Origin of the sequence: Mycolicibacterium sp. ND9-15 (assembly GCF_035918395.1) — a bacterium.
Taxonomy (GTDB): domain Bacteria; phylum Actinomycetota; class Actinomycetes; order Mycobacteriales; family Mycobacteriaceae; genus Mycobacterium.
This window is the reverse complement of sequence record NZ_CP142362.1, coordinates 1,254,136-1,267,148: the sequence shown is the minus strand read 5'-3', so window position 1 is coordinate 1,267,148 and position 13,013 is coordinate 1,254,136. Positions and strand designations below refer to the sequence as shown.

Below are 13,013 nucleotides of genomic sequence, written 5' to 3'. Positions count from 1 at the left end.
GCCGTGATCAGGGATTGGGATGCGGAAGGGGACCGGCTCAAAGCTTCAGCGCCGCGTCGAGTTAAGGGGGCAAGCGGCGCTTCAAATGGTGTCGGGCGGCGCCAGGTTCTCGATGGGTAAAGGCCGCTATAGGGGGGTATGTATGCCGAACCGCGCAGGAAGGACGAGAACGGAGGCCGCTATGACGAGGAGTGGTTCGACGGGCACTAGACACCACGACCTCACCCAAGCGTCGACCGATTCCCGCACCGTCGACGCCACCAGTCTTGCTGTGCGCATGTGTAGCTATCCCCGGCCGCCCGCGACCGTGATCGAATTGAGCGGTGAAATAGACGCCTGCGATGCCGAGCAGGTAAGCGACTACCTCGTCGGGTATGTCCACGTGGATCACCCGTTGGTGCTGGACTGCAGCCGCGTCGACTTCCTCAGCGTCGCTGGTCATCGGGCCACAGTCTTGTTCGCTGAGAAGTGTCACCGGGCTGGCCGGGACTGGGTACTGATCACCAGCACGGCGGTTGATGTTCTCCTGCGCGTCGTGAACGAGGCTGACTTGCCAGTCGTCGCTTCGTTGGACGAAGGATTGCGGACGTTGGCTCAGGGCCAGCAAGGGCATCGGTCTATTACGACTGTGGACTGCAAACGGTGCTGATGGCCATGGGGCAAGGCTGAGTCACAGGTCAAACCGCGCTACCGTCACCGCCTTCTGGAGGGGGTGACGCGCGGCCTTGCACCGCCACCGGCCAGCCAGGCCGTGCGGCATTGGGAGTCGAAGTCCACGCCTGGCGGTGACGGTCGAGTACCGGTCGCGTGAAATGATCGGATGACCATGAGCAGTTCCCCGCAACCTGTCGTCTTCTCCGGTGTGCAACCCACGTCCGATTCGCTACACCTGGGCAACGCGCTGGGCGCGATCCAGCAGTGGGTCGGTCTGCAGGACGACCACGACGCGTTCTTCTGCGTGGTGGATTTGCACGCGATCACAATTCCGCAGGATCCCGAGGGACTTCGGCGGCGCACCCTGGTCACCGCGGCGCAGTATCTGGCACTCGGCATCGATCCCGACCGAAGCACGATCTTCGTGCAGAGCCATGTCCCGGCGCATGCCGAGCTGTCCTGGGTGCTGGGCTGTTTCACCGGGTTCGGCCAGGCGTCGCGGATGACGCAGTTCAAGGACAAGTCGCAGAAGGAAGGCAGCGAGGCCACCACCGTCGGGCTGTTCACGTACCCGGTGCTGATGGCCGCCGACGTGCTCCTGTACGACACCGACCTGGTGCCCGTCGGCGAGGATCAGCGCCAACACCTGGAGTTGGCGCGCGATGTCGCGCAACGGTTCAACTCCCGGTTCCCCGACACCTTCGTCATCCCAGATCCGATGATCCCGAAGGCGACGGCCAAGATCTACGACCTGCAGGATCCGACGTCGAAGATGAGCAAGTCCGCGGGCACCGACGCCGGGCTGATCAGCCTGCTCGACGATCCGAAGGCATCGGCCAAGAAGATTCGCTCGGCGGTCACCGACAGCGAGCGTGAGGTGCGCTACGACCCCGACGCCAAACCCGGCGTGTCGAACCTGTTGACCATCCAGTCGGCGGTCACCGGGACCGACGTGGAAAAGCTCGTCGACGGATACGCGGGGCGTGGGTACGGCGACCTGAAGTCCGACACCGCCGAGGCCGTCGTCGAGTTCGTCGGCCCGATCAAGGCCAAGGTCGACGAACTGCTCGCCGACTCCGGCGAACTCGAATCGGTGTTGGCGGCCGGTGCAGAGCGCGCGCGCGATGTGTCTGCGAAGACTCTGCGGCGAGTTTATGACCGGTTAGGGTTTCTGCAGCCACGCGGCTGAAACTTTGGGGAGGCTTGGCGATGAGAACCCCGGCGGAGCCGGATGACAAGCCGGGAATCGTCGGTCGGCTGCGTGCCCGATGGGGCTGGTTCGACCACGTCATGCGGGCCCAGCAGCGCTACACCGACAGCAAGGGCGACTTCTACGCCGCGGGCATCACCTATTTCACGGTCTTCGCGATGTTCCCGCTGCTGATGGTCGGATTCGCGATCGCCGGTTTCATTCTGGCCAGCCAACCGGAACTGCTCGCCGAGATCCAGGACCGGATCAGGGCGTCGGTGTCCGGCGACATCGCCACCCAACTGGTCGAGCTGATGGACTCGGCGATCGAGTCCCGCACCTCGGTCGGGGTCATCGGGCTGCTCACCGCGGCGTGGGCGGGGGTCGGCTGGATGGCCAACCTGCGCGAGGCGCTGAGCCAGATGTGGGGCCTGACGCGGCGCGGCCGCCCGGGCTTCCTGCGCACCAAGCTGTCGGACCTGACGGCCATCGCCGGCCTTTTCGTCGCGATCGCGGTCACCGTCGCCCTGACCGTGGTGAGCAGTTCCGGACTGGCCCGCAAGGCAGCGGAATGGCTTGGGCTCGAGGATGTTCCGGGAATGAGCATCGTGTTGCGGGTGGTCTCGCTGACAGTCTCGGTGCTGATCAGCTGGCTGCTGTTCACCTGGATCATCGCCCGGCTGCCCCGCGAGTCGATCAGCGTCCGCTCCGCGCTTCGGGCGGGGTTGCTCACGGCGGTGGCGTTCGAGGTCTTCAAGCAGGTGGCGTCGATCTACCTGCGGTCGGTGGTGACCGGCCCGGCCGGGGCGACGTTCGGCCCGGTGCTGGGTCTGATGGTGTTTGCCTACATCACCGCCCGGCTCATCCTGTTCGCCACGGCGTGGGCGGCGACGTCGAGAGAGAACCTGGAGGCCGTGCCCGTCGCCCCGCCCGGTCTCGCGCAGATCACGCCGCGGGTGCAGGTTTACGAGGGCGTCGGGGTCGGCGGCGTGTTGACCGCGGCGGCCGCGGGAGCAGTTGGTGCGCTGGGGATCTCGCGAATGTGCCGGCGTCAGTGATTCTGGCTGACCACTTGGAGGCCGATCACACATCCGACGAGGCCCAGTAGCAGCGCCACCTTGATCGGCGAGGCGCTCTCTTGGCCGGTCGCCAGCGAGTAGACGACCGTGAGTGCCGCGCCGACGCCCACCCACACCGCGTATCCGGTGCCGACGGGCAGGTCGCGCTGTGCGATCCCCAATCCGCCCATCGAGATGATCACCGCTACAACGAAAACCACGATCGGCACGGGTCGGGTGAACCCTTCCGACTTGCTCAGCGCGATGGCGAATACAGACTCGAACGCCCCAGAGACGACGAGGATGACCCAGGCCATGTGACACCTCCGAAGCGCCGTCTTGTCGCTGGCCGGGTACGGCGCCCCTCGTCCGGTGTCAACTGCTGACAAGGCCACCGTAGCAAAGCGGTAGCGTCGCGGGCGTGCGCCTGTCGACGCCGTGGTCCCGTCGGATGGGACTCAACGTCCCGATCGTCAACGCCCCGATGGGCGGTGCCGCCGGTGGCGCCCTGGCGGCGGCGGTCTCCCGGGGGGGCGGGCTCGGCATGATCGGGATGGGCAGTTCGGCCACCGCCGCGAACCTGTCCGCCGAACTTCCTCACATCTCGGGACTGGCACGTCCGTTCGGAATCGGTCTCGTGCATTGGGTGATGGCGGCCGAGCCGGCGCTGCTGGAGGTGGCGCTCGCCGCGAAACCCGCGCTGCTGGCCGTCAGCTTCGGCGAGGACTGGTCGTGGGTGCAGCGAGCGCACGACGCCGGCGTGCCGGTGGCCGCGCAGGTGGCTGATGTGACCGGTGCGCGGCGGGCGGTGGACGCCGGTGTGGACGTGGTGGTCGCCCGCGGGGCCGACGGGGGTGGGCACGGCGAGGCGCGCGTCGGCACTCTGCCGTTGCTCGCGGAAGTGCTGGACGAGGTGACGGTGCCAGTGCTCGCCGCTGGGGGAATCGCGTCGGCCCGCGGGCTGGCCGCGGTACTGGCCGCCGGGGCCGCCGGCGCCTGGCTCGGCACCGTGTTCACCACCTGCACCGAGGCGGCCACGTCGGCGGCGGCGCGCGAGATGCTGATGGCGGCGTCGAGCGACGAGACGGTGACGACCCGGGTATTCGACGTGGCGCAGCAATACGCTTGGCCCGCAACGCTTCCCGAACGGGTACTGCGCAACGATTTCGTCAACCGGTTCGACGGTCGCGAGGACCTGGTGGACGCCGACGCGCGGGCTGCGCTTGCCGAGGCCGCCTCCACCGAGGACTACCGGGTAGCGCCGATCAACGCCGGGCAGGGCGTCGGTATGGTGCGCGAATCGCGTTCGGCGGCAGAGGTGATCGACCGGCTCTGCGCCGGGGCCGAGCAGCTGTTGCGGCGCTGGGCCTAGATTGTCGACCGCCGGTTCAGCGACCGGGCGCCCATGATCAACGCGAACACGATCGCGCTGCCGACGACCGCGACGCCCACCCGCACCGGCATCGCGTCGATGTCCGACATCATCGGGGCGGCCTGGACCGCCGGGTTGGTGCCGTCGGCGTCCTTCGGGCCGGCCAGCGACGGGTCGGGTTCGATCAACGTGCCGACGCTGGTGCCCGGCGCGGTGGCGAAACCGTAGTCGAGCAGATGCGCGGCCTGCTCCCACGGCGCGATGGGCTGGCGGGTGCCCTTCAGCAGGACGGCGACCAGTCGCCGGCCGTCGCGGTCGGCCGCGCCGACGAACGTCTGCCCGGCGTCGTCGGTGTAGCCGGTCTTTCCGCCCATCGCGCCCGGATAGTGGAGCAGCAGCTTGTTGTCGTTCTCGATCGGGTAGCCGGCGTCGCCGCGGCCGGGGAAGTCGAACGACCGGGTCGCCACGATGTCGGCGAAGATCGGGTTGCGCCAGGCGTATCGGTAGAACAGCGCCATGTCGTACGCCGACGTGCTCATGCCGGGACCGTCGAGACCGGACGGCGTCGCGACCCTGGTGTCAAGGCCGCCCAGCTTTCGAGCCAGGTCGTTGAGTTTGTTCAGCGCGGCGTCCCAGCCGCCGAGCTGCCGGGCCAGCGCGTACGCGGCGTCATTGCCGGAGTACATCAACAACCCGTGCAGCAGGTCGTTGATCGAGTAGTGGCCGTTCTCGCCGACCCCGACCTTGGTGCCTTCTTGAGCGGCATCGTCCGCGGTGCCCGCCACGACCCTGTGGATCGGCAGATCCTTGATCGCCTGCGTGGCCACCAGGACCTTGATGATGCTGGCGGGCCGGTGCCTGCCGTGGGGGTCCTTGGCCGCGATGACGTCGCCGGTGTCCAGGTCAGCGACCAGCCACGCCTCGGCCGAGACGTCGTTCGGCAGCGGTGGTGTCCCAGGCGCGGTGATGACGCCGCAACCGGACAACTCGTCACCGCCCAGCGGCGTCGCGGGCACCGGCAGCGGAGCGGGTGGCGCCTCGCCGGGTTTGGGCACCTCGGAGGCGTCCACCGCCGGCGGGGTGGCCTCGCGATACGGGCACGCGTTGGCTTCGGGCGCCGGGGCCGGCTGAGCACTTGCCACGGCCGGCCCTGCGGCTACGAACAAGGCCGCTGCCAGCACGGCGGCGCGCTGCAGCCGAATTCGAAACTTCGCCATGGTGAGCGCAGATTAGGCCTCCGGTGGCACGATTCCGTGGAGGCGCGCTGTGACTGGTGTTACTCGAGTTTCAATTGTGACTAAGCCAGCCCGTCGGCGAGCGCACAGCTGCGTACGGTCCAACTCGGCGTGTCGCGTACACAACTGCGCACTCGCGGTCAGGGTAGGGCGCAGTGCGCGACGGCGGGGAAGCCGATGCTGCCCATCCAGAGTCGGCCGTCGGCTTCCACTACGCCGGTGACCATGCCGAACTGCGGGTGCTGGGTGCGGATGCCCGCGACGACGTCGCCGCTGTCGGGATCGAACGCCACCGCCCACACCTCGGGTTTGATCTGAGGTTGCAGGTTGTCGGGCAGCTTCCACAGCAGCTTGCGCAGCACCGGCCAGCGCGGGGCGAGCCATTCGGCGGCGGCGTTGAGCGGCGAAACCATCGCGCACCAGATGCGGCCGTCGGCGCCGGTGGACAGGTTGTCGGGATGGCCGGGCAAATGCTCGCGTAGCCGTGTCACCGACCCGGCGCGCTCACCGGTCAGCCAGTACTTCGACAGCCGCCGCCCCATCGTCTCGGCGAACACCAGCGCCGATCCGTCCGCGGTCGGTGTCACGCCGTTGGCGAAGTACAGACCGGCCACCGCGGTGAGCACGGTGCCGTGGGCGTCGCGGTGAAACAGGCTCCCGCGCGGACGCGCCTCCATCACCGCACCCTTGAAGTTGGCGTAGTCGAAGGCGCTTGTCGACTCGGTGAAATAGATTGTGCCATCCGGTAATTCCGTGACATTCGAGCAGAACATCAACCGCCGGTCGTCGACCTCGGCGACGAGCGTCTCCAACGCACCGGTGGCAGGGTCGAGGGACAGCAGGCCGCCGGGGCTGGTGCAAACGAGAATCCGGCCGTCGTGCGCGGCGTGTAGGCCCAGCGGCCGGCCCTGGATCGTCGCGACGACGACCGGATCGCCGCCGGGCGGGATCCGCACGATGCGGCCGTCGGCCAGGCCGGTCCAGATGGCGCCCGCGGCGTCGACGACCACGTCCTCGGGCCCATCGCCGGGCAGCGGCACGACGGTCAGATCGGCTCGCGGCAGGTCCGGCAACGGGTCGACGGGCGGCGGCTGCCAGCGGACGGGATCGATCGGCGGTTTGGGTGAATCCTTGGGCACGCCGCCAGTCTCGCCGAAACTGTATTCCCGCAGGCCGTTACTCGGACTTTCGCTGCTGGAATACTGTTTCGCGGTGATCAGAGGAGTCGGCTGGCTTCGGCGAGCACGCCGCGCATGATCTCGTAGATCGCGTCGAACTCCTTCTGACCGCAGACGAGCGGCGGCGCCAACTGCACGACGGGGTCGCCGCGGTCGTCGGCGCGGCAGTACAAACCCGCCTCGAACAGCGCGGGAGTGAGGAAGCCGCGCAGTAACCGCTCGGACTCCTCGTCGTCGAAGGTCTCCTTGGTCGCCTTGTCCTTGACCAACTCGATGCCGTAGAAGTAACCCTCCCCGCGGATGTCGCCGACGATCGGCAGGTCGTAGAGCTGCTCGAGGGTGGCCCGGAGTCGCGGGGCGTTCTCCTTGACGTGGTCGTTGAGGCCCTCGCGCTCGAAGATGTCGAGGTTCGCGAGCGCGACCGCTGCAGACACCGGATGCCCGCCGAACGTGTAGCCGTGCGCGAACGTGGTCTTGCCGTCGTCGAACGGCTCGAACAACCGGTCGGAAGCGACCATCGCGCCGATCGGCGAGTAGCCCGAAGTCAAACCTTTGGCGCAGGTGATGATGTCGGGCACGTAGCCGAAGTCGTCACAGGCGAACATCGAGCCGATCCGGCCGAAGGCGCAGATCACCTCGTCGGACACCAGCAGGACGTCGTACTCGTCGCAGATCTCCCGCACCCGCTCGAAATAGCCTGGCGGAGGCGGGAAGCAGCCGCCCGCGTTCTGCACCGGTTCGAGGAAGACGGCCGCGACGGTGTCGGGCCCCTCGAACTCGATCGCTTCGGCGATGCGGTCGGCGCAGTACTGCCCGAACGCCTTCTCGTCGGTCGCATACGGCGCGGGCGCACGATAGAAGTTCGTGTTGGGCACCCGGAAACCGCCCGGTGTCAGCGGCTCGAACGGCGCCTTGAAGATCGGCAGGCCCGTGATGGCCAACGCGCCCTGCGGCGTGCCGTGGTAGGCGATCGACCGCGAAACCACCTTGTGCTTACCGGGTTTGCCGGTGAGCTTGAAATAGTTCTTGGCCAGCTTCCACGCCGACTCGACGGCCTCGCCGCCCCCAGTGGTGAAGAACACCCGGTTCAGGTCGCCGGGTGCGTAGCCGGCGATCCGCTCGGCGAGCTCGATCGCCGACGGCGTGGCGTAGGACCAGAGCGGGAAGAACGCCAACTGCTCGGCCTGCTTGGCCGCGGCCTCGGCCAGTTCCTGACGGCCGTATCCGACCTGGACGACGAAGAGCCCGGACAGGCCGTCGATGTAGCTTTTGCCCTTGCTGTCCCAGATCGTGATGCCATCGCCACGGGTGATGATCGGCGGCGTGATGCCGGCGCCGTGCCGGGCGAAGTGGCCCCACAGGTGGCGGTTCGCCTTGGCTTCGAGATCGGCCGAAACGTCCTGCGCGGTAGTCATCTGGTACCCCAATTATATTGCTGCTTAATAAGTTTCAAGTATACGAGCGTCTCGGTGGAGATGACTTCCGGCAGCGCGCGGATCTGGGTGTTGAGAAGGTCCAGAAGTTCGTCGTCGTCCGCGCAGACAACTTCGACGATGGCGTCGAACGATCCGGCGGTCAGCACCACATAGTCGACGGACTCGATGGTGGCCAGCTTCTCGGCCACCTTGGTGGTGTCGCCGGTGCACCGGATGCCGATCATCGCCTGCCGGGCGAAGCCCAACTGCATCGGATCCGTGACGGCCACGATCTGCATGACGCCGGCGTCGACCATGCGTTGGACCCGCTGGCGGACAGCGGCCTCGGACAGCCCGACCGCCTTGCCGATGCCGGCATACGAGCGGCGACCGTCCTGCTGAAGCTTCTCGATGATCTGCTTGCTCAAGTCGTCGAGTTGGAACGCGGCGCCGGGGCGGGACTGGTTGACGCGGAACGAAACGGGGCCGATGCCGTGCGTGGTACCCGAGGTAGCCATGCCAGTGATTGTGCACGGAATCCGTCGTAACGGGCAACCACGGCCATGAAATCACTTGTTTGGTGGCGCTCCGGCTGCGGGATTGCGCAGACGATCCACGTCGGCTAACCGCATCGGGACCGTGAGCGCGCGGCGGTGACCGGACACGAGGTATGTGGATCAACGACCACATCCCGGTCATCAGCGAGCGACATCACCGGCGTTGCCGAGAAGGGCTGGCATCGTGCGGTTTTTGCGAAGCGCTGAGCGTTCGGCAAGTAATAGGCTGTGGGCATGTCCGCCGGCACGCGGGTCGACGAGTTCGAGGAACTACGACCGCACCTGCTGTCCGTCGCCTACCGGCTCACGGGCACGGTCGCCGATGCCGAGGACATCGTGCAGGACGCCTGGCTGCGCTGGAGTGCCGCCCAGCACGAGCCGATCAAAGACCTGCGGGCGTGGCTGACCACAGTGGTCAGCCGGCTGGGCCTTGACCGGCTGCGTTCGGCGGCGCACCGGCGGGAAACCTATGTGGGGGAATGGCTTCCGGAGCCGGTGGTCACCCCGTTGGAGGGCGACGACCCGCTGGCGGCGGTGGTCGCCGGCGAAGACGCCCGGTTCGCCGCGATGGTGGTGCTCGAACGGCTCAATCCGGATCAGCGGGTGGCGTTCGTGCTGCACGACGGTTTCTCTGTGCCGTTCGGCGAGGTCGCCGAGGTGCTCGGTGTCAGCGAGGCGTCGGCGCGACAACTGGCGTCGCGCGCGCGGCGGGCCGTGGCAGACGCGCCGCCGCCCGTGCCCGATGACACGCACAACGAGGTGGCGGGTGCGCTGATGTTGGCTCTCGCCGCGGGTGACATGGAAGCCGTTGTGCGACTGCTACATCCGAATGTCACATTCACCGGCGACTCGAACCGCCGCGCACCGACCGCACCGCGCGTCATCCACGGTCCGGACAAGGTGGCCCGATTTCTGTTCGGCCTGGCTCGGCGCTATGGACCGGGATTTCTGTCGTCGAGTCAGCTGGCCAAGATCAACGGGCAGCTGGGCCACTATCTCGTCGGCTCACCGGCCAACGATGGCTATCCGGAGGTGATGCCTCGCGTCACCGCGATGACGGTACGCGACGGCAGGGTCTGCGCGATCTGGGATATCGCCAACCCCGACAAGTTCACCGCTTCGCCGCTGCGTCGGTAGCCCACGGAACCCGGCACGCGTCACCGGAATTGAAGCCCTGCTCGGTGATGCCCAGCGCGGAGTACATCCGAGCCCGCATGTTCTCCACACCGATCTGATACGTCAGCTCGATGACGCCGTCGTCGCCGAACCGCCGCCGCAGATCGTCGACCTGCTCGTCGGTGATGGTGTGCGGGTCGGTGGTCATCGCGTCGGCGTAGGCGATCGCGGCGCGCTCGTCGTCGGAGAACAGCGGCGACGTCGCGTAGGAGTCGATGTGCTTGAGCCGGTCGACGTCGAGGCCGTCGAGGCGTTGCAGCATCGAGCCGAAGTCGACGCACCAGGAGCAGCCGACGGTGCGGGCGGTCCAGAACACGGCCAGCTCCCGCACGCTGGCGGGCAGCTTCTTCGACCCGGACTGCAGCATGCCCTCGTGCACGACGTTGGCGATCATCAACCGCGGGTGATGCGCCGCCACGGCGAACGGCTCGGGCACCTGGCCGAACCGGCGCTTGGCGACTCGGTAGAGGAGCTTGGTGAGCAGCGTGGCGCGCTGCGGAGGGAGGGGTTCGATACGAGTCTTCTGGGTCTTTTCGGTCATACCCGTTAGACGAGACAGCCCGCCGAACTGTGACAACTCTGGGGTTTCGGTGCGCTACCAGTCGATCAGCGATTGTTAGCGCACCGAAATCGCAAAGGATCAACGCGCGAACATCAGCGCGCGCTTGACTTCCTGGATCGCCTGGGTGACCTGGATGCCGCGGGGGCACGACTCGGTGCAGTTGAACGTGGTGCGGCAGCGCCATACGCCGTCGACCTCGTTGAGGATGTCGAGCCGCTCGGCGGCGGCCTCGTCGCGGCTGTCGAAGATGAACCGGTGTGCGTTGACGATCGCTGCGGGGCCGAAGTAGCTGCCCTCGCTCCAGTAGATCGGGCAGCTGGTCGTGCAGCACGCGCACAGGATGCACTTGGTCGTGTCGTCGTAACGCGCGCGGTCGGTCTGGCTCTGAATGCGCTCCCGGGTCGGCGGGTTGCCGCTGGTGACCAGGTACGGCTTGATTGCGCGGTAGGCGTCGAAGAACGGCTCCATGTCGACCACGAGGTCCTTGTGCACGGGCAGTCCGCGGATCGGCTCGATGGTGATGGTCAGCTGCTTGCGGGGGTTCTTGGGCAGCAGGTCGCGCATCAGCACTTTGCACGCCAGCCGGTTCACGCCGTTGATCCGCATCGCGTCCGAACCGCACACGCCGTGCGCGCACGACCGCCGGAACGTCAGCGTGCCGTCGAGGTACCACTTCACGTAGTGCAGCAGGTTCAGCAGCCGGTCGGTGGGCAGGGACGGCACCCGGAAACTCTGCCAGCCGGCCGAATCCGGGTCCTCTGGGTTGAAGCGGGCGATCTTCAACGTCACCATCACCGCGCCCTCCGGCACGGGCGGCAGCATCGGGTCCTTGGTGTCAACCACGGATGTCATCAGTACTTCCGTTCCATCGGCTCGTACCGCGTCTGCGCCACCGGCTTGTAGTCCAGCCGGATGTCGCTCAAGAGCTCCGAACCCTGTTTATAGGCCATGGTGTGGCGCATGTAGTTGGTGTCGTCGCGGTTGGGATAGTCCTCGCGGGCATGCCCGCCGCGCGACTCCTTGCGGTTCAGCGCGCCCACCACGGTGACCTCGGCGAGCTCGAGCAGGAAGCCGAGCTCGATCGCCTCGAGCAGATCGCTGTTGTAGCGTTTGCCCTTGTCGTGCACGGCGATTCGCGCGTAGCGCTCCTTGAGTGCATGGATGTCGGTCAGCGCCTGCTTCAGCGTCTCCTCGGTGCGGAAGACCGCGGCGTTGTTGTCCATCGTCTGCTGCAGCGCGACGCGGATGTCGGCGACGCGTTCGGTGCCGTGTTCGGAGAGGATGTCGGAGACCCAGCCGACCACCATGGCCGCCGGGTCCGTCGGCAGGTCGACGTGGTCGTGGCCCAGCGCGTAGTTGGCCGCGGCAATGCCGGCGCGACGGCCGAACACGTTGATGTCCAACAGCGAATTGGTGCCCAGGCGGTTGGCGCCGTGCACCGACACGCACGCACACTCGCCGGCGGCGTACAGGCCTAAGACGATCGTCGTGTTGTCGCGCAGCACCTGACCGTTGACCGTGGTCGGGATGCCACCCATCAGGTAGTGACACGTCGGATACACCGGCACCAGTTCGTTGACCGGGTCGACACCCAGGTAGGTGCGGGCGAACTCGGTGATGTCGGGCAGCTTGGCCTCGAGCACGTCCTCGCCGAGGTGGCGCACGTCGATGTAGACGTAGTCCTTGTTCGGCCCGGCGCCGCGACCCTCGAGCACCTCGAGCACCATCGACCGGGCGACGATGTCGCGGGGGGCGAGGTCGACGATCGTCGGGGCGTAGCGCTCCATGAACCGCTCGCCGTCGGCATTGAGCAGGCGCCCGCCCTCGCCGCGCACGGCCTCCGAGATGAGGATGCCCAGCCCGGCCAGTCCGGTCGGGTGGAACTGGTGAAACTCCATGTCCTCCAGTGGGAGTCCCTTACGGAACAAGATGCCCAGCCCGTCGCCGGTCAGGGTGTGGGCATTGGAGGTGGTCTTGTACATGCGGCCCGACCCGCCGGTGGCGAACACGATCGCCTTGGCGTGGAAGATGTGGATGTCGCCCGTCGCCAGCTCATAGGCGATGACTCCGCTGGCCACGGGGCCGGACTGCGTCTCGGTCAACGAGATGTCCAGCGCGTAGAACTCGTTGAAGAACTCGACGTCGTGCTTGACGCAGTTCTGGTACAGCGTCTGCAGGATCATGTGGCCGGTGCGGTCGGCGGCGTAACAGGCCCGGCGCACCGGCGCCTTGCCGTGGTCGCGGGTGTGTCCGCCGAACCGGCGCTGGTCGATGCGGCCCTCTGGGGTGCGGTTGAACGGCATCCCCATCTTCTCGAGGTCGAGCACCGCGTCGATGGCCTCCCTGCACATGATCTCGACGGCGTCCTGGTCGGCGAGGTAGTCACCGCCCTTGACGGTGTCGAAGGTGTGCCACTCCCAGTTGTCCTCTTCGACGTTGGCCAGCGCGGCACACATGCCGCCCTGGGCCGCGCCGGTGTGGCTGCGGGTCGGGTACAGCTTGGTCAGCACGGCGGTGCGGGCCCGCGGCCCCGCCTCGACCGCGGCGCGCATGCCGGCCCCGCCGGCACCGACGATCACCACGTCGTAGCGATGTTCCTGAATCATCTGTAATCCCT

Annotated in this window: 13 protein-coding genes and 1 riboswitch; of the genes, 5 read left to right on the top strand and 8 right to left on the bottom strand. The window is 67.3% G+C overall.

Features of this window, described 5'->3' with window-relative positions; genetic code table 11:
• The first annotated feature begins 19 nt into the window (after positions 1-19).
• The 3 genes from QGN32_RS06195 to yhjD all read left to right on the top strand — a co-directional run bounded on the left by QGN32_RS06195 (position 20) and on the right by yhjD (position 2,901).
• Positions 20-649: an STAS domain-containing protein gene (locus QGN32_RS06195; RefSeq protein WP_326547749.1), complete on the top strand. Its 630-nt coding sequence runs from the start codon at positions 20-22 to the stop codon at positions 647-649.
• Between the two features lie 177 nt (positions 650-826).
• The gene (gene trpS, locus QGN32_RS06190; protein WP_326548961.1) at positions 827-1,843 is read left to right on the top strand and encodes a tryptophan--tRNA ligase; all 1,017 of its coding nucleotides are present in this window, start codon (positions 827-829) and stop codon (positions 1,841-1,843) included.
• Between the two features lie 20 nt (positions 1,844-1,863).
• Entirely contained in the window at positions 1,864-2,901 is a 1,038-nt protein-coding gene (gene yhjD / locus QGN32_RS06185; protein ID WP_326547748.1) for an inner membrane protein YhjD, read from the top strand.
• On the opposite strand, the gene QGN32_RS06180 is transcribed toward yhjD, so the two are convergent.
• Positions 2,895-3,218 carry a DMT family transporter gene (locus tag QGN32_RS06180; RefSeq protein ID WP_326547747.1) on the bottom strand — a complete coding sequence of 108 codons (324 nt, stop codon included), beginning with the start codon at positions 3,216-3,218 and terminating at the stop codon, positions 2,895-2,897. The two genes, yhjD and QGN32_RS06180, sit on opposite strands and share 7 nt — an antisense overlap.
• 11 nt (positions 3,219-3,229) lie before the next feature.
• A riboswitch (guanidine-III (ykkC-III) riboswitch) is annotated at positions 3,230-3,293 on the bottom strand.
• A gap of 59 nt (positions 3,294-3,352) precedes the next feature.
• Here QGN32_RS06180 and QGN32_RS06175 point away from each other — a divergent pair.
• Positions 3,353-4,273: an NAD(P)H-dependent flavin oxidoreductase gene (locus QGN32_RS06175; RefSeq protein ID WP_326548960.1), complete on the top strand. Its 921-nt coding sequence runs from the start codon at positions 3,353-3,355 to the stop codon at positions 4,271-4,273.
• On the opposite strand, the gene QGN32_RS06170 is transcribed toward QGN32_RS06175, so the two are convergent.
• The 4 genes from QGN32_RS06170 to QGN32_RS06155 form a co-directional block, all read right to left on the bottom strand.
• Complete coding sequence (locus QGN32_RS06170) at positions 4,270-5,490, bottom strand: D-alanyl-D-alanine carboxypeptidase family protein (protein ID WP_326547746.1); 1,221 nt, start codon at positions 5,488-5,490, stop codon at positions 4,270-4,272. The two genes, QGN32_RS06175 and QGN32_RS06170, sit on opposite strands and share 4 nt — an antisense overlap.
• A gap of 158 nt (positions 5,491-5,648) precedes the next feature.
• Positions 5,649-6,647, bottom strand: coding sequence for an SMP-30/gluconolactonase/LRE family protein (locus QGN32_RS06165; protein ID WP_326547745.1), 999 nt, complete (start codon positions 6,645-6,647; stop codon positions 5,649-5,651).
• Between the two features lie 77 nt (positions 6,648-6,724).
• On the bottom strand, positions 6,725-8,101 hold the full coding sequence (locus QGN32_RS06160; protein ID WP_326547744.1) for an aspartate aminotransferase family protein: 1,377 nt from the start codon (positions 8,099-8,101) through the stop codon (positions 6,725-6,727).
• Positions 8,098-8,619 (bottom strand): Lrp/AsnC family transcriptional regulator, encoded by a 522-nt coding sequence (locus QGN32_RS06155; protein WP_326547743.1) that lies wholly within the window; start codon positions 8,617-8,619, stop codon positions 8,098-8,100. Before QGN32_RS06155 ends, QGN32_RS06160 begins: the two co-directional genes overlap by 4 nt.
• Before the next feature lie 273 nt (positions 8,620-8,892).
• Here QGN32_RS06155 and QGN32_RS06150 point away from each other — a divergent pair, with 273 nt between their 5' ends.
• The gene (locus tag QGN32_RS06150) at positions 8,893-9,795 is read left to right on the top strand and encodes a sigma-70 family RNA polymerase sigma factor (RefSeq protein WP_326547742.1); all 903 of its coding nucleotides are present in this window, start codon (positions 8,893-8,895) and stop codon (positions 9,793-9,795) included.
• Here QGN32_RS06150 and QGN32_RS06145 read toward each other — a convergent pair.
• The 3 genes from QGN32_RS06145 to sdhA all read right to left on the bottom strand — a co-directional run bounded on the left by QGN32_RS06145 (position 9,770) and on the right by sdhA (position 13,002).
• On the bottom strand, positions 9,770-10,375 hold the full coding sequence (locus QGN32_RS06145; protein WP_326547741.1) for a carboxymuconolactone decarboxylase family protein: 606 nt from the start codon (positions 10,373-10,375) through the stop codon (positions 9,770-9,772). The two genes, QGN32_RS06150 and QGN32_RS06145, sit on opposite strands and share 26 nt — an antisense overlap.
• 99 nt (positions 10,376-10,474) lie before the next feature.
• Positions 10,475-11,248: a succinate dehydrogenase iron-sulfur subunit gene (locus QGN32_RS06140; protein WP_326547740.1), complete on the bottom strand. Its 774-nt coding sequence runs from the start codon at positions 11,246-11,248 to the stop codon at positions 10,475-10,477.
• The gene (sdhA, locus tag QGN32_RS06135) at positions 11,248-13,002 is read right to left on the bottom strand and encodes a succinate dehydrogenase flavoprotein subunit (protein ID WP_326547739.1); all 1,755 of its coding nucleotides are present in this window, start codon (positions 13,000-13,002) and stop codon (positions 11,248-11,250) included. The genes QGN32_RS06140 and sdhA overlap by 1 nt, the downstream gene beginning before the upstream one ends.
• Positions 13,003-13,013 lie beyond the last annotated feature (11 nt).

Coding starts and splice junctions, on each gene's coding strand:
- QGN32_RS06150 (WP_326547742.1), top strand. CDS start 8,893: ATGTCCGCCGGCACGCGGGTCGACGAGTTCGAGGAACTACGACCGCAC.
- QGN32_RS06170 (WP_326547746.1), bottom strand. CDS start 5,490: ATGGCGAAGTTTCGAATTCGGCTGCAGCGCGCCGCCGTGCTGGCAGCG.
- trpS (WP_326548961.1), top strand. CDS start 827: ATGAGCAGTTCCCCGCAACCTGTCGTCTTCTCCGGTGTGCAACCCACG.
- yhjD (WP_326547748.1), top strand. CDS start 1,864: ATGAGAACCCCGGCGGAGCCGGATGACAAGCCGGGAATCGTCGGTCGG.
- QGN32_RS06145 (WP_326547741.1), bottom strand. CDS start 10,375: ATGACCGAAAAGACCCAGAAGACTCGTATCGAACCCCTCCCTCCGCAG.
- QGN32_RS06195 (WP_326547749.1), top strand. CDS start 20: ATGCGGAAGGGGACCGGCTCAAAGCTTCAGCGCCGCGTCGAGTTAAGG.
- sdhA (WP_326547739.1), bottom strand. CDS start 13,002: ATGATTCAGGAACATCGCTACGACGTGGTGATCGTCGGTGCCGGCGGG.
- QGN32_RS06155 (WP_326547743.1), bottom strand. CDS start 8,619: ATGGCTACCTCGGGTACCACGCACGGCATCGGCCCCGTTTCGTTCCGC.
- QGN32_RS06175 (WP_326548960.1), top strand. CDS start 3,353: ATGGGACTCAACGTCCCGATCGTCAACGCCCCGATGGGCGGTGCCGCC.
- QGN32_RS06160 (WP_326547744.1), bottom strand. CDS start 8,101: ATGACTACCGCGCAGGACGTTTCGGCCGATCTCGAAGCCAAGGCGAAC.
- QGN32_RS06180 (WP_326547747.1), bottom strand. CDS start 3,218: ATGGCCTGGGTCATCCTCGTCGTCTCTGGGGCGTTCGAGTCTGTATTC.
- QGN32_RS06140 (WP_326547740.1), bottom strand. CDS start 11,248: ATGACATCCGTGGTTGACACCAAGGACCCGATGCTGCCGCCCGTGCCG.